Annotated in this window: 17 protein-coding genes; 7 read left to right on the forward strand and 10 right to left on the reverse strand. The window is 41.3% G+C overall.

What is annotated here, in order from left to right:
* Nucleotides 1–3: 3 nt before the first annotated feature.
* The 5 genes from H5186_RS03830 to H5186_RS03850 form a co-directional block, all read right to left on the reverse strand.
* Nucleotides 4–1,668, reverse strand: coding sequence for an amidohydrolase (locus H5186_RS03830; RefSeq protein ID WP_182794140.1), 1,665 nt, complete (start codon nt 1,666–1,668; stop codon nt 4–6).
* A gap of 120 nt (nt 1,669–1,788) precedes the next feature.
* Complete coding sequence (locus H5186_RS03835; protein ID WP_149982107.1) at nt 1,789–2,025, reverse strand: EF-hand domain-containing protein; 237 nt, start codon at nt 2,023–2,025, stop codon at nt 1,789–1,791.
* Nucleotides 2,026–2,037: 12 nt separating this feature from the next.
* Nucleotides 2,038–2,274: an EF-hand domain-containing protein gene (locus H5186_RS03840; RefSeq protein WP_149982106.1), complete on the reverse strand. Its 237-nt coding sequence runs from the start codon at nt 2,272–2,274 to the stop codon at nt 2,038–2,040.
* Between the two features lie 110 nt (nt 2,275–2,384).
* Nucleotides 2,385–2,612, reverse strand: coding sequence for a hypothetical protein (locus H5186_RS03845; protein WP_145235404.1), 228 nt, complete (start codon nt 2,610–2,612; stop codon nt 2,385–2,387).
* A 22-nt stretch (nt 2,613–2,634) separates the two neighbouring features.
* Complete coding sequence (locus tag H5186_RS03850; protein WP_145235406.1) at nt 2,635–2,862, reverse strand: EF-hand domain-containing protein; 228 nt, start codon at nt 2,860–2,862, stop codon at nt 2,635–2,637.
* Nucleotides 2,863–3,177: 315 nt separating this feature from the next.
* Between H5186_RS03850 and H5186_RS03855 the strand changes: the two genes are divergently transcribed.
* The 4 genes from H5186_RS03855 to H5186_RS03870 are packed head-to-tail and all read left to right on the forward strand — an operon-like array spanning nt 3,178 to nt 7,052.
* Nucleotides 3,178–4,647 (forward strand): HAMP domain-containing sensor histidine kinase, encoded by a 1,470-nt coding sequence (locus H5186_RS03855; protein WP_182739833.1) that lies wholly within the window; start codon nt 3,178–3,180, stop codon nt 4,645–4,647.
* 1 nt (nt 4,648) lies between these two features.
* On the forward strand, nt 4,649–5,191 hold the full coding sequence (locus tag H5186_RS03860) for a hypothetical protein (RefSeq protein WP_182794141.1): 543 nt from the start codon (nt 4,649–4,651) through the stop codon (nt 5,189–5,191).
* Nucleotides 5,192–5,193: 2 nt separating this feature from the next.
* The gene (locus tag H5186_RS03865; protein ID WP_182783704.1) at nt 5,194–6,543 is read left to right on the forward strand and encodes a sigma 54-interacting transcriptional regulator; all 1,350 of its coding nucleotides are present in this window, start codon (nt 5,194–5,196) and stop codon (nt 6,541–6,543) included.
* A gap of 8 nt (nt 6,544–6,551) precedes the next feature.
* Nucleotides 6,552–7,052: a DUF1543 domain-containing protein gene (locus tag H5186_RS03870; protein ID WP_145235413.1), complete on the forward strand. Its 501-nt coding sequence runs from the start codon at nt 6,552–6,554 to the stop codon at nt 7,050–7,052.
* Between the two features lie 28 nt (nt 7,053–7,080).
* Here H5186_RS03870 and H5186_RS03875 read toward each other — a convergent pair whose 3' ends face one another.
* The 4 genes from H5186_RS03875 to pdsR form a co-directional block, all read right to left on the reverse strand.
* Nucleotides 7,081–7,314, reverse strand: a complete 234-nt coding sequence (locus tag H5186_RS03875; RefSeq protein WP_145235415.1) for a hypothetical protein — start codon at nt 7,312–7,314, stop codon at nt 7,081–7,083.
* Between the two features lie 50 nt (nt 7,315–7,364).
* Nucleotides 7,365–7,523 carry a hypothetical protein gene (locus H5186_RS03880; RefSeq protein WP_179959192.1) on the reverse strand — a complete coding sequence of 53 codons (159 nt, stop codon included), beginning with the start codon at nt 7,521–7,523 and terminating at the stop codon, nt 7,365–7,367.
* Nucleotides 7,524–7,625: 102 nt separating this feature from the next.
* A complete protein-coding gene (gene pdsS, locus H5186_RS03885) occupies nt 7,626–9,758 on the reverse strand; it encodes a proteobacterial dedicated sortase system histidine kinase (RefSeq protein ID WP_182717163.1) in 2,133 nt (710 codons plus the stop codon).
* Nucleotides 9,758–10,447, reverse strand: a complete 690-nt coding sequence (gene pdsR, locus H5186_RS03890) for a proteobacterial dedicated sortase system response regulator (protein WP_145235419.1) — start codon at nt 10,445–10,447, stop codon at nt 9,758–9,760. The genes pdsS and pdsR overlap by 1 nt, the downstream gene beginning before the upstream one ends.
* Before the next feature lie 224 nt (nt 10,448–10,671).
* Here pdsR and pdsO point away from each other — a divergent pair, with 224 nt between their 5' ends.
* The 3 genes from pdsO to H5186_RS03905 are packed head-to-tail and all read left to right on the forward strand — an operon-like array spanning nt 10,672 to nt 14,063.
* Entirely contained in the window at nt 10,672–11,409 is a 738-nt protein-coding gene (gene pdsO / locus H5186_RS03895) for a sortase-associated OmpA-like protein PdsO (protein ID WP_182762064.1), read from the forward strand.
* A gap of 39 nt (nt 11,410–11,448) precedes the next feature.
* Entirely contained in the window at nt 11,449–13,470 is a 2,022-nt protein-coding gene (locus H5186_RS03900) for a marine proteobacterial sortase target protein (protein WP_182762066.1), read from the forward strand.
* Nucleotides 13,467–14,063, forward strand: coding sequence for a class GN sortase (locus H5186_RS03905; protein WP_182794142.1), 597 nt, complete (start codon nt 13,467–13,469; stop codon nt 14,061–14,063). The genes H5186_RS03900 and H5186_RS03905 overlap by 4 nt, the downstream gene beginning before the upstream one ends.
* Here H5186_RS03905 and H5186_RS03910 read toward each other — a convergent pair.
* Entirely contained in the window at nt 13,955–14,917 is a 963-nt protein-coding gene (locus H5186_RS03910) for a DMT family transporter (RefSeq protein ID WP_182794143.1), read from the reverse strand. The genes H5186_RS03905 and H5186_RS03910 overlap by 109 nt on opposite strands.
* Between the last annotated feature and the right edge of the window lie 57 nt (nt 14,918–14,974).

Here is a 14,974-nt window from a genome sequence, read left to right on the forward strand (position 1 = left end):
GGTTTATTGCGCCTTACTCTGGTTATCAATTTGCGCTTTTTGGTAGCGTAATTCACCGCCAATCCATGTTTGATTTACGACAATGGTAAAAATTTCTTGTACTGGCACTTTAAAATAGTCTTTGTCGATTAAAATAAAGTCAGCCCACTTTCCTTGCTCTAAACTACCTAATTTAAATTCTTGATGTGCGGCATACGCAGCACCTAACGTGAATGCTCTGAGTGCATCTTCTCTGCTCAGTGCTTCAGTGACTCGCCAGCCATTAGCGGGTAATTGATTGTGATCTTGGCGAGTAACTGCTGAATACAAACCGTCAAAGGGGTTGGCCAGTTCAACTGGATAATCTGAGCCTGCAGCTACTACTGAGCCTTGCTTTAAAAACGTTTGCCATGCATATGCACCTTGTAATTGTGTATCGCTAAGGCGCTGCTCTGCCATATGCATATCAGAAGTTGCATGCACCGGTTGCATTGATGGAATGATTTTAAGTGCTTTGAAGCGAGGAATATCTGCTGGATCAACTATCTGTGCGTGCTCTATACGGTTACGTAGTAAAATCCCGCCGGTTTTTTTAAATACATTTTGATAGGCATCTAACACAATATGATTTGCTTTATCACCGATGGCATGGGTATTGGCGCTAAAACCATGGTTAAAGCTCAATGTGTACAGCTGTTCTAATTTTTGTTGAGTTTCGAGCATTAAACCTTGGTGATTCTTTCTATCTGCATAATCGGCCAGTAGTGCGGCGCCACGGCTTCCTAACGCACCATCAGCATATATTTTTACACTACGAATAGACATGAAATCGTTAAGATCTTTATAGCGACCGGCTCTGAGCATATCTTCAAGGGACGGATCTATTGCACTTAGCATTGCAACAATGCGCAGCGGTAAGGTGCCTTGTTCAGCTCTTTGCTTGTAAACTTGCCATGTTTGTTTATCAATCCCAGCATCGTGGGTTGAGGTTATACCTAAGCTGAGCAGATGTTGACCAGCTTGATTTAAGGCATTATTTACGTCTTGATCAGATGGCGTAGGAATATGTGCAGTAATTAAACTTTCGGCCTTATCGACAAAAATACCGCTAGGCTGACCTGCTTGGTTGCGAATAATTTCACCACCTGCTGGTGACTGTACTGTGGGTGTTAATTTGGCTAACTCCATCGCTTTGCTATTAACCCAAATCGCGTGGCTATCGACACGAGAAAGCACCACCGGAACATCTTTGACAACTTTATCTAAGTCAGCAGCAGTAGGAAATTGCTTATTAGGCCACAGTTCTTGATTCCAACCGCGGCCAATAATCCAGCCCTGGTTATTTTTAGCAAATACAGCAAGTTTTTTTTGTATTTCTGCAATCGACATACTGCCACGTAAATCGAGTTGCGCTAAATTATTACCAAGTCCTATCACATGACCGTGGGCGTCAATTAAACCAGGTAATAAGGTTTGTTGCTCGGCATCAAATACTGCAGCATTAGGGAAACTCGCTTTTAGTTTATCGTCTCCTACTTTTACTACTTTGCCATCTTTAATAACCAGTGTAGAAAATTGCTGTAATTGGCCACTGTAAGTTGGAGTGTAACCGTTAGCATTGTAGATCACCGTGGTATCAGCTAGCACAGGTAAAGATAAAGTGATTAAACAGGCGAGTAAGCATTTCATTGTTAGAATTCTTTTTCTGCTTTTGTTAGTTAAACAGTAACAGAGAATACTGAGTCTGCAAATTAAATATAATAAATTATTTATCGTTGTGCATTTCAACTATGCTGATGAATTAGCTATTCATTTATTTGCATATAGAGTAAATTCAGACAGTGATAATCTACCATCTTTATCGCTGTCATAGTTTTTAAAACGAGACCACAGGGCAGGATCTTTTGCTGACTCTGAACGCGTGATAAGACCGTCTTTATCGCGGTCTAAGTTTTTGAATTGTTCTGCTATATTATCAGTTGTTGCAAAACTGCAACAGCTACTGACAAATAACAAACTTAGTCCCAGTTGTGTACAAAATTTCATTGGGGAAACTCGTTAATCTAGATTATTAGTTAAAAAACGCTTAAATTCAGATAGGGAAATTTTATTGTCTTGGTTTTTGTCCCAACGTTTAAAGTTACTCAACAATTGTGGTTGTGGTTCAAGCTCATTATGCGTTAAATAGCCATCTTTATTGCTATCTAAATGATCAAAACGTTGTTTTACATCCAGTGCCATTGCGCTAAAACTGGTGGCTAGCGACACACTTAATATTATTAATATGCTTTTCATTATTTACATCCTACCAACAAAAAGAATAAAGCATTTGCCATAATTTAAATCCCAACATTAAATCCGTTTACACATTCCCTCCGGGATTATGGCAAATACTTTAAAGCCTTTTAAAATTTAAACTTTGCGAACTCTTGCTCAGATAACTGCTCGTCGTTATTATCATCAAGATCAGTAAACTGCTTTAATAGCGTGTTGTTTTGCTTGGCTTCAAGCAATGAAATTTGTCCGTCAGAGTCGGTATCTAATTGCGCAAACTTAACGTTTAATTGTGATGCTAAAACAGTGGCGCTAATGACTAAAAACATCAGTGAAAAAGCGGCGATAAGTTGTTTCATAGCAGTGTTTCCTTTGGGAAAATTATTGCAAAAATTGTTTAAACTCAGCAAATGAAATTTGACCATTTTGATCTTTGTCAATTTGCTCAAAACTTTCGTGTAATACCGCATCTTCAGATGCTTCTGCTTCACTCAATGTGCCATTACTGTCTTTATCAAGTTCTGCGAAGGTGGCCTCGACATCAATGGCAAAGCTGTTAAAGCTAAGCAGTAGGCTGATGCATAAGCACAGCGGTGTTAATATTTTCATATTATTTCCTTATAAACAGTCGTTGATACGGATGTTACAAGAACGATGCCAATTTTTTTATTGTAAAAATATCAGTGACTTAATGTTTTGGCATGATAATAAGTGGGAAAAAATGACTGGGCAGTGTGTCTTTTTTGCAACAACTTTTAACGGGTATTGATTAAGTTTTTAAAAAACAGTTGGTTAAGTTGTTTCAATTTAGCGTCAGTCGCTTTATATAGCGCTACACAGTTCGCCTTATTCATTATTCTTATTGATTCAGCTAGTGTATAAGTAACACCTTCCATAATCAGACATTTAACTAAAGGAGTAGCGATAATGGCCTCATTCGCTAAAAAGTACAGTGCATTACTTAGTTGGCGACCCAATTTAATAGGCCAGTTTTTGTTTAGTACTTTGTTATCGCTGCTGCCATTATCACTGGTAGTGATTGTATTTTTAAATGCGCTGAATAAACAGCTAGCAGTAACTCAACAAATCGTCAGTGAAAATTATCAAATTACCAAGTCATTTAATAATCTTAAGCAAGACCTCAATAGCTTAGAGCGTGCAACGCGACAAAACTGGGTGCTGAAAAGCGAATCACTCGATGAATTGATTGTTGATAAGTGGCAATCATCACTACAAAGCATTGATGAACTAACTTTTATAAGTTCTACGGGGGAGTATATTAAGCAATGGCAGCAACTCGCACAGGTATTGCAATTAGCGCATACTCAACTCGTTACTGAAGGACAACAAGATGCGCAATTGTTTATTCCTGTGAGTGAATTAATTGCGCGTCAAACGGTGTGGCTAAGAGATCAAAATGAGCTGCAAATAACTAAAAATCAGCAACAGTTAAAAGCTTTGCAAAGCTCATTTATCAATTGGTTAATAGCACTTATCCCATTAACTTTACTAGTAGGTGGTGGTTTTTTATGGCGTATAAGTGGTCGCTTAAAAGGATTAACGTCGGTTATTGATAAGCTTGGGCAAGGTCATTGGCAACAAAAAATAGCTGTACAAGGCTCTGCTGAGTTGGTTGAACTAGGAAATAAATTACAATGGGTGCAAGAGCAGTTGCATCAATTAGAGCAACAAAAAGATACTTTTTTACGCCATGTTACCCATGAATTGAAAACTCCATTAGCGTCAATGGTTGAGGGCACTGACTTACTTGCCGATGAAATCGTTGGGCCAATTAACAAAGAGCAGCAAGCGGTGTTGGCGTTAATTACCCAGAGCATGGTGCGTTTGCGCGCTATGATCGATAGTTTACTTAGTTACAATGCGATTCGCAGCAGCAAAGAAGACTTAAGTGAGCTGGAATTCTCGCAATTAATAACCAAGATAAACAGCCATTTTGAACATCGTTTAGTGGCGCGTAAGCAAAGCTTATGTTGGCATTGTGAGTTACCCGAGCAACCACTGGAAATTGCTGCAGAGCTTGTTGAAATGATCTTAATTCAGTTGATCTCTAATGGCTTAAAGTTTTCACCAGCAGGACAGGCGGTCAATATTGCTCTGTCATTAGCTGGTCGTACTTTGACTATGAGCGTTAGCGATCAAGGCACCGGTATTAAAGAGCAAGAGAAATCACATATATTCAGTGCCTTTTATCAAGGTAAGAATGCTAAAGATATAACCGCTCAAGGTAGTGGTTTAGGGCTCACCATTGTAAAAGAGTCTGTTGAGCAATTGATGGGTACTTTACACGTTGAGCATAATGAGCCACAAGGCTGTCGTTTTATAATTCAAATCCCAATCATCCCTCCAACCAATAAAAACCAAGGAGTTAATTAGCATGGGCGTGCGTTTAAATGCCATTTTAGTAGTTTGCATTACAACCTTAGGGCTCGCAGGGTGTGAGTTAACTGAGCAGCCAGTAAATAAAAGCAACCCTGAAGCTGAACAAGCGGGTAAGGTGACTACACCACAAGGGGATAGTTTACCAAATCCGAAACCTAGGCCGAAAACCGATCCTATGTATGCACCTGCCGAAACGGTTATTGGTTGGCATGCAAAGTCGTGCGGTGGTTTTCAAGTGGCAGCGAGTAAAACGGTTTATATTGGTGCTAAAGAGCTTCAGCATTATTTTGATTTTAGTTGCAAAAATAATGTATTAGCACCGGAAAAAGTATTAACGCAGCTGCTAAAACTGGATCAAGCTTATTATTGGCCAGATGATATAAAACAGTATTTATGGCTGCAAAAACAACAAATAAAACAGCAGATCAACGCTAAAAAACAGCAGCAAACGCTGAATAATAAAATGCAAGAAACCCTGTCATCACTGGCAGCCATCGAGCAGCAACTATTACTACGCGAAGAAACTAAGGAGCAGTAATTATGTCAACAGAGCAAAACCAAGGCGCGCGAATTTTACTGGTCGATGATGATGCAAGTTTATTAAAACTATTGGCTATTCGCATAGAATCTAAAGGCTATCAAGTGACTACCTGCGAAAGTGGTATCGCTGCGCTACAGTTATTAAAAAATAATGTGTTTGATGCTGTGGTTACAGACTTACGCATGGATGAAATGGATGGTATGGCATTACACCGTCAGTTACAAAATCGCTACCCAGCGCTGCCAGTGTTGATGATGACAGCTCATGGGTCTATTCCTGATGCTGTTGAAGCGACGAAGCAAGGTATTTTTGCCTTTATTACTAAACCGGTAGATAAAGATGAGTTATTTGATAGTTTAGCAAAAGCGATTGAAATTCATGGTCTCAGTGCCGATGAAAGTGCATCAAACAGCAATATCGTGACCCGCAGTGGTGCTATGCTGCATTTACTTGAGCAAGTTAAATTACTAGGTCCGACTCAGGTCAATGTGTTGATCTCGGGGGCCAGTGGTACAGGTAAAGAGTTACTAGCTAATGCTATTCATCAACATAGCCATGTTAGTGAAGGTCCGTTTGTTGCAATAAACTGTGGTGCGGTACCGGGTGAATTACTCGAATCAGAACTATTCGGTCACAAAAAAGGGGCTTTTACGGGCGCGATTAAAGACCACCAAGGGTTATTTCAGCAAGCGCAAGGCGGTACTTTATTTTTAGATGAAATTGGTGATATGCCACTTAATTTACAAGTTAAGTTACTGCGCGTATTACAAGAAAAAACTATTCGCCCTGTGGGCTTTGAAGAAGAAATTCCAATTGATGTGCGGATTGTATCAGCAACTCATAAAAACTTGCCTGATGCGATTGCTAATCAGCAATTTCGCGAAGATTTATATTACCGCTTAAATGTTGTGAATCTTAAATTGCCACCACTGTGTGAGCGCAGAGAAGACGTTAGTTTATTAGCACAGTATTTTAGCGCTACCATCGCTAAACGTATGAATCAAAAAGAAAAGCGTTTCGCCAATGATGCAATGCATGCATTAGTACGTCACGATTGGCCGGGTAATATTCGCCAGTTACAAAATGTAGTAGAGCAGGTTGTCGCACTTACCCCAGGTGAAGTAATATCAGCACAGCTGGTTGAAAGTGCGCTTAATAGTAATACCAACAATGTTGAGCCGCTTTCACTTAACGATGCTAAAAAAGAATTTGAGCGAGATTATGTGATTAATGCTTTAAAGATGGCTGGCGGTAACGTGGCTGAAGGGGCAAAACTAGCTAAGCGAAATCGCTCAGATTTTTATAAGTTGATCAAAAAACACAACATTGACGTTGATACTATTTGTTAGGAGAGAAAATGCAGTTATTTATGGTGTATTTAGGTGGGCGTATTCAGGGCTGCCATATTGAAATGCATGATGTTCGTTTTGTTGTTGGGGAATCGATTGAACAAACTTACTCAAAATTAAAAGCGCAGTGGGTCGGTGATAAAAGTAGCGTGCACATGGACAGCTATATGGCGGTAAATCACATTGATGGCTTTGCAGTAACCGTGGTTGATGAACCCGTGGCCCAATCGCAGCAGTTATACTTTGTAAATTTAGGAGCGTATCGTGCTGATAGCTTAGCTGAGCAGCATGACTTTGCGTTATATGTAGCAAGTAGTAGCGACGAAGCTAAACAAAGAGCAAAAGAGGATTTACTAGCAGGTTTAAGTCATATTCATAAAGATGACTTACATGATGTAGATGATTGCTTTGCAATTGACTTGCTCGACAGTCAATTACATATCAAGCTAACCCCGAGCGAGCAATCTCAAGCGATTAAGCCCGATTGGTTTGGTTACCATATATTATAAATAATCAAGAGAGTGTGTGGTACAAGCGTTAGCCGTTATCACTTTGTTCTGCACGCTCTTTGTCTTCACTGTTACTGGCAATTTTAAAAGCGATAATCACTAAGCCAAACATAGCAAAAGGTAACGCAGCAAGCATATACTCGGTAACATTGCTATCTTGGAAGCTGGCTTGTAGTAAAAAATGCCCAGCAATACACAGTAAAATAACAATCAGTAAGATCGGTAATAAAATAAGTTCTTTTTTAGCAGAATGAGTTTTCATTATTAGGCAGTACTTTTACAAGGTGCGCCATTGTAATGAGCAAACCACTTTTAGGTCAAACAACTAGGCTGATAAATTACTTTTGATTGCGTTATGTCATGTTTTTCAGTATCAGAGTTAGGTTCGCTACTGTTTAACTCATCACTATCTTCATAGCTGTATAAATCAAAAATAAAATCAATTTCTTCACGTTTCAGTATCGCTTGCATATTGCCTCCTATCTTATCAACTTAGTTAAGTAGTAAGCATATGTCTGCGCGACTGAATTGTAAGTGAACATTAACCGTACAAAATGTGTATAAATGTAATCCTTAATTATTATTAATAGGCAGTCGAACGGTAAAAGTCACACCATCAGCTTGTTGATTATTAGCCGCGCTAACTGTGCCTTTATGGTATTCACACACTAAACGTACTATATAAAGCCCTAAACCCAAGTGTGGTTGCTGCTGCAGTTGTTGACTACGTACCGACACCATTGAATCAAAAATATGCTCTGTTAATCCCTCGGGTAAAAGTGGACCTAGATTACTGACACATAACAGGGCTTCATTATCATGTTGATCAAGGCTGACACTTATAGCGCTATCTTCAACACTAAACTCTAAGGCATTATTGATTAGTTTATCTAGCAACTGAGCAATAAACTCAGGCGCGCCGTTAAGTAGTAATGGTTGCGGACAAATATTAAGGCTAAATTGCTGCTGTGCATAGGTTAGCTGGTAGCCTTGCATACAACCATTGATCACATTTCGCAAATCAAACGGTTCAGCTTCAGCGCTTTGAATACTTTGCTCAAGGCGAGTTGCTTCGCTCATGGTGGTGATTATTTTACCTAAACGCTCGACTCCTTCACTGGCACGATCAAGGTATTTTTGGCTCAGCTCACTTTGTGGCTGCATTTGTAAGTTTTCAAGGGAACTACGTACGACCGCAACGGGTGTTCTGAGTTCGTGAGATAATCGCGACGACATGGTTTCTAAATAGTTAGTGTAACCACCTAAGCGACTTACAATATTTGCAAAACTGCGAGATAAATCGCCAATTTCATCGTTTGAATCGCTGTAATTAATAGTGCCAGTTACTCGCCCTTGAGCATCAATGGCTTGCTCTGCGGTATCTCTTAAGCGACGAATACGACTGGAGATCCTTGATGCAAAAAAGAATAACGTTACTGTGCCTATTAGCATCACTGCTAAAATCACATTAAATAGTTTCTCTAACGATTTGTTGCGTAATGTGCGAACACCATTGGTAGTCTCTTCGGCCACTACAGCACCAATGACCTTATCTTGGATCCAAATAGGATATGCGGCTGATAAAATAACCGCTTTGTTATCTGGAGTGAGTCGCCAAGACGATGCTGGTGTGCCACTGAGTGCTTTACCTATATGTGTGCCTTGCATCGCTGCGACATCGTGCAAGGTATCTAAAAATTCATTTTCAGGGCGGGTAAGTACTTTATAGTAAAGTGGATGTAAGTAGTTTTTCTCAAATCGTTGCCACCAGGTTTTTGCTGGCTGGTCGTTAAGCCCATCAGCCCAAACGCCGTCGGCATGATGAATTGATCCTGACTGCGCTAACACGCGGTGATGATTATCAACCACCCAAATTCGGCTGCCGCTGTGACCCATACCTTTTAATATACGATTTATTTCAGGGGAGGGCACCAGCACTGAGCCAATATCATTGGGGTTTTGTAAGTTTGAAGTCGACATAGTCTGTGGCTCAGGCTTGCCTTGATCCCAATCTTCAATTGCAAAGCCGAGCTTATTGCCAAGCATAGTTAGCGGAAACCGCAACTCTATGTTGTAGCCAGTCTCTGTACTGACAAAATATCCTTGAATTTTTGTTATTGGGGTTTTGCTTTGTGCGTCAAATGCGTTGATCCAGCCATCTTGGCGAGCGGCAACAATATAGTGCTTAAATTCCCCTTGTGGGGTTTTTAACATGATCTGTAAGTGATCATTACGGGTTAAACTTAGGGTGTTTTTAGCGCGATAAACCACCGAGTCATCGGTAACTTTAAATACTGCATATAAAAAGTTTTCATATTTACCAACCATATGCTCAAACGATAAGTCCTCAAGCTGATGGTCTGGTTTATTAGTTTGTAAATAGCGCTCGTCGTAATGCCAAAAAAGACTTTGATAAGGCTGCCAGTCCGACAGTTTGCCATCAAGTTGAATGGGGTTACTAAGGTTATAGGCGTAGAGATCACGGCCTTTTATAACCTGATCTAAAAAATTGGTTTGCGAGTCAAATAATGCTGGGCGCTCATGCAGGGCCGTGGCGAGTGCTCGGGTAGTGCCGACTAAGGTTTTTTCTTGACCTTGACGCAGAAATTTTTCCATTTCCCACACGTATTCATAGCCAAGCCAAGGCAGTAAAAATAAAAAACACGACAGCAATATAAATTTACTGCGCAAACCAAAACGCAGCATTACACTTGCTCCCAGCGATAACCCATACCGTACACGGTATCTATACAATCAAAGTCAGTATCTAAAGCGATAAATTTTTTGCGAATACGTTTAACATGAGAAGTGATAGTGCTGTCATCAACGTAAATCTTTGCATCACTCATTAGTTCGTTACGGCTTTTTACATGCCCAGGGCGCTGTGCCAGTGAATGCAGCATCCAAAATTCAGTTACGGTTAAATCGACTATTTGCTGCTGCCAAAATACTTGCATGCGTTTAGTATCAAGCGTGAGCGGGCCGCGATTGAGTAAAGCATTTTGATCAGCGGGTTGCTCGAGTGCTTCCATACGTCGAAACAGTGCACCGATACGAGCCGCCAAATGCGCCATGCTGATATCTTTAGTGAGATAGTCATCAGCGCCCATGCGTAGGCCACACACTGTATCTATTTCGCTGTCGCGGGCGGTTAAAAAAATAATCGGCAAGGTTTTAGAAAGCGAACGCAGAGTTTGGCATAGTAAGAAACCGCCATCAATTTCATGACCTAAACCAATATCGACAATCGCTAAGTCTGGTAGTGCGTCATTAAAAGCATGCTCTGCACTTTGACGGTTGCTATAGCCGCTGACCAGATAACCCTGCGCGCTGAGCATTTCCATGTAATTTTCGCGGATCGCGGGTTCGTCTTCAATAATTGCAATCTTCTTCATTTACAGCACCTTCTTATATTCTAGTTGCACTATACCTAATTTTTTTGCTTTCGCACTGGCGAAAAAGCAATTGCCTTTTTTTTGCCACAATTGCTCAGCAGTTTGCCTTTTTTGCTCCCCTTTGTTGCCACTTGAGCTTGCTTTAATGGCGTTATACCAAATCGGGCAGCTACCAACCCATGAGTTGCCAACTATTAAGTAATTAAGCAAAAAAGGATTACACCATGAAAAAAATGATTATCGCTTGTACTGTCGCGACTATTTTTGCAGCACCTAACTTAGCCCACGCTGACACAGTTGCAGTTAAAGCAAAAGAAACTCATAAAGAAACGGTGATAGGTTTAAGTACGGGGGCAATTGTTGGCGGTATTGTTGGCGGCCCAATTGGTGCCTTTGTTGGTGCATTTGCCGGAGGCTTGATTGGCGAGCAAGAAGTGGCAGAAGATAAAATTGCCGAGCAACAACGTGCGTTAGTTGTGCTGCAAGATAAAACCGATGATTACCAGCATGTACTTGCTCAAAATGCGCAAATGAGTGAGCAGCTCGATAAGCTTGAGAGTAATAACGAACGCCTTGCATTAGCAAAAATGCACAACCTAATGGCAATGACCATTCAATTTAAAACCGGTTCAAGTGAGATTGCCCCGCACTTTGCCAGCCAACTTGATCAACTAGTGAATTTACTACAAAGCCAGCCAGACTTGCAGCTGGATTTAAATGGCTTTGCCGATCAACGTGGTGATGAGCTCGCTAACTTAGCGCTTTCAAAACAGCGAGTCGCAAATGTACAAAGCTACTTAATAAAGCAAGGTATTAGCCATACCCGCTTAACGACTACCGCATTTGGTGAGCAACAAACTGTGGCAGATAGCGATAATTATGAAGAAAACATGTTTGACCGCCGTGTAACGTTAACAACTCGTCCAAGCACGCAGCCGTATAACCAAACCGCGAGTAACTAATCGCCATTTTGCCAAGTAGCCGCCAAGGGAGTGATTTTTATGTTGAGTAAACCAAGCAAAGTGCTGACCCGTAGCCATTTATGGTTACGGGGAAGCCTTTTTACCTTCATCGCGTTTGTTAGCTGTGCGAGTAACGCCAGCACATCGCCAGAACTAACTATGTTCGACAGCAATGGTGCAAAGGCAGCGCCTGGCGTTATCTTAAAAAGTGATGCCACCATGACAGTCACCGGATTGATAAACCATGTCGTGGTAACTCAACATTATCGCAATGAAAACCCGTTTGCTGTTAATGCACGCTATGTCTTTCCGCTGCCAGAGGAAAGTGCGGTGCATGCTATGACTATGCACATTGGTGAGCGAGTGATCAAAGGTGAAATTGATAAAAAAGCACAAGCCGAGCTGCGTTTTCAACAGGCGCAACAAGCGGGTAAACAAGCCGCTTTAGTGCGCCAGCAGCGTGCAAACATGTTTGTCACTAATGTGGCAAACATCGGCCCCGGCGAAGAAGTACAAATAGAGCTGCAATATCAAGAAGTGATTGATTATCGCAGTGGTACATTTGCACTACGATTTCCAACCACGATAACGCCGCGTTACCATCCGATTAATGGGGTATTAAATGAAACAGCAGAGGATATGATTGACTCGCAGAGTAATGAGTTATCATCAGCGAGTATTGCTGCCACGGGGTGGATAGCACCGATTTACATGGCCACTAAAAATGCAGGCGCGGTTCAAGGCGAGTTTAAGCTAACGGTTAATATTGATGTTGGCCTAGAGCTGGTGGATATTCAGTCTAAATATCATCGTATTAATACCGAAAATCTGGCATTTGGTCAGTATCAAGTTACTTTAAATGAACAACGTGCCGTGAATCGTGATTTTTTACTGGAGTTTAAACCGCTGCAAAAAGAGCAAGCGCAAGCCGCATTTTTTACTGAGCAGCTCAGTAATGGTGAGCGTTATGGATTATTAATGTTGCTGCCGCCGGATGATCATTTTACGCAGACTCAGCGTCTAGCAAGAGAAATGATTTTTGTAGTCGACACTTCCGGCTCTATGCACGGACAGTCAATGGAGCAAGCCAAAAGTGCACTTCATTATGCGTTATCGTTACTTGATAGTAACGACAGCTTTAATATTGTCGGCTTTGACGATCAAATTATGCCTATGAGCGATAAACCTGTGCCGGCTAATGATTTTAATTTACGCCGTGCTGAGCGCTTTGTATATAATTTACAAGCTGATGGCGGCACTGATATTAAAGGGGCATTAGATGGTGTACTAGATGCTCGTGAGCATCTAGGGTATGTGCGTCAAGTGGTATTTTTAACCGATGGCAGTGTCAGTAATGAAGATGCATTGTTTAAACATATTAGTGCGCAACTAGGTGATAGTCGTTTGTTTACGATTGGTATCGGTAGTGCGCCTAATAGTTACTTTATGCGTCGAGCTGCAGATGTTGGGCGCGGAACGTTTACTTATATTGGCAGCAGTAGTGACGTGCAACCAAAAATGCAGCAACTATTTGATAAGTTAGCTCATCCTGCAATTACTCAACTTGCGCTAAGCAGTGATTTGGCAAATCAAGCTCTTGAATATTGGCCATCGCCGTTACCCGACCTGTACTTTTCAGAGCCGGTGATGGTTGCTATAAAGCTTGATAATAATGCCGGCGTTACTTTAGCGGGGCAAACGGCGCAAGGACCGTTGTCGATAAAGTTAAATACACAACAAGGGCGACCGGCTCATGGAATTGCAAGGTTGTGGGCACGGCAAAAAATTAAATCATTATTACTTTATAACGAGCAAGAGCAGGTTAAAGCACAGGTTGAGAGTCTAGCGCTTGAACATCAATTACTTAGTCCGTTTACCGCCTTTGTAGCGATTGAACAGACAGCATCGAGCACTGTTGCTGAGCAGAATGTGCAAGTGGTTAATCAACGACCTCAGGGTCTAGCAATGAGTTTGCCACAAACTGATGGGCAAAGCAGACTACATATTTTACTCGGTTGCATGCTGTTGGCTGGATTTGCAGTGTCGAGACTGAAAAAATGAAAGCAGTGATTGGCGCTATATTGTTGATTGTTGGCTTGGCGTTGCTTGGTCATGGTAGTTATATGCAAGCTAAAGCGTGGCTGGCACAACGCCTTATAGAGCAGGCTTGGCAAGTGGCACTGACAACGCCAGAGCAACAAGTTAAACCCTGGTTCTATGCTGATAGTTATGTAACTGCACAACTGAATTGGCCAAGCCAAAAGCAAACCTTAACAATATTAGCAGGAGCCAGTGGCCGTAACTTAGCGTTTGCCCCGAGTCACTTTTTAGCTAGTGCAGAGCTAGGCTCTGAGCAAGCAGGCGTGTTAATTGCTGGACATAATGACACTCACTTTGCTTTCTTACAAAAAGTGAATGTGGGTGAGCAATTTAGCTTACAAACGCAAAATGGCCAAATTGATCGCTATCGAGTGCGTGAGATTGCGGTTATTCATCAGTCCCAGTACGATTTTTTAGCGCATAAAGGCTTGTATTTATTAACCTGTTATCCGTTTGACTCTTTAGCCACCGGGACTGAATTACGATTATTAGTCTCTGCCGATAAATTGCTTTCAACTACATCGGCGTTATCTATGTCTACTACCAATTCTTGATGACGCTGACTTATCATTACACCTACAAATACCACGCCAATGCTGAGCCATTGGCTAAGAGAGAGCACTTCTCCCAAGATAATTGCTGATAATATTAGGGTGAAAATCGGTATTAAATTTGAATAGGCTGCGGCAGTGAGCACCGACACCTTACTAATTGCGTAATTATACAAACCATAGCCGCCTAAGGTGACGCAAGAGCCTAAATATAAAATACTTAATAATGCGCCAAGGTCGTGTTGATTTTCACTGGGTAAATCAATAAACAGTAAAAATGGCGCAAAGAACAGACTACCGCTAAAACCTTGCAGTGCAATTAAGGTTAATGGTGAGTAGCGAGCAACTAAATGTTTAACTGAAATAGTATAAAATGCAGCGCAGACCATTGCCATTAACTCCAAAAAGTTACCCAGCAATGGATTGGGAGCCTGCTCTGAGCTTGGCGACATTAAAGTTAATAAGATACTGCCGCCAATACAAAAAGTGAAACCAATAACAATGGCCTTACTGATGTACTCTTTGAGCATAAAAAACGCTAAAAGTGCTACGATAATCGGTAAGCACGATACAATAACCCCCGCTTGAGAAGCTGAAGTATATTCCATTGCATGGCCTTCAAATAAAAAATACAAACAGGGCTCAGCCAGCGACATCCCCACCAGATATTTCCAGTCACCTTGATGATATTTAAAGCGAATAACGTAACGCCATAAGCACAATGCCATGACTAAGGTGGTTAACATGCGTAAAAAAATCACCAGTGCAGGGTCATAAATGGCGATCGCGTATTTCAGCGCGATAAAAGAACTGCCCCATAAAAAGGTGGCGATTATTAAACATAAACTGGCTGGCATGAAGGTCGCTTTAAAGTGAATTAAAACACGATCCTAGCACGTCAGCACCGTGATTGA

Origin of the sequence: Pseudoalteromonas sp. SG41-2 (assembly GCF_014164535.1) — a bacterium.
Taxonomy (GTDB): domain Bacteria; phylum Pseudomonadota; class Gammaproteobacteria; order Enterobacterales; family Alteromonadaceae; genus Pseudoalteromonas; species Pseudoalteromonas rhizosphaerae.